2 pseudogenes are annotated in these 297 nt (G+C 59.3%); one reads left to right on the top strand and one right to left on the bottom strand.

Annotated features, from left to right (window positions below):
- A pseudogene (locus tag G0Q06_RS14860) lies at nucleotides 1–150 on the top strand (low molecular weight phosphatase family protein); the annotation flags it as partial.
- A gap of 13 nt (nucleotides 151–163) precedes the next feature.
- Here the strand turns inward: G0Q06_RS14860 and G0Q06_RS14855 are convergent.
- Nucleotides 164–297, bottom strand: a pseudogene (locus tag G0Q06_RS14855) (permease); the annotation flags it as partial.

Genomic DNA, 297 nt, shown 5'->3' with positions numbered 1-297 from the left:
TACAGTCTTGAAGTGGAGTACTGGCCAATCCTCGACCCGACAGGGCTGGGCGAAAACCGCGACGCGAAACTGGCCAGCTACCGCCAGGCGCGCGATCAGATCAAAGAGCGGTTGATTGAACGTTTCGGTCCGCCCACTGAAATGATCTAAGTGTGCGCCGTTATCAAAGCGTGACCCAAAGTTGGAATAGCAGCCCCGCCAGAAAAGCGCCCCCAAGCGAGATGGCGATGTAAAGCGCAAAGACATGCGGTCGCACCAGCGCCCAGACCGCAATCGCCGCCGGCAGTGACGTCACGC

Source organism: Oceanipulchritudo coccoides (assembly GCF_010500615.1).
Taxonomy (GTDB): domain Bacteria; phylum Verrucomicrobiota; class Verrucomicrobiia; order Opitutales; family Oceanipulchritudinaceae; genus Oceanipulchritudo; species Oceanipulchritudo coccoides.
Note: the sequence above shows the minus strand (reverse complement) of the source record. Positions and strands in the feature narration are given on the sequence as shown.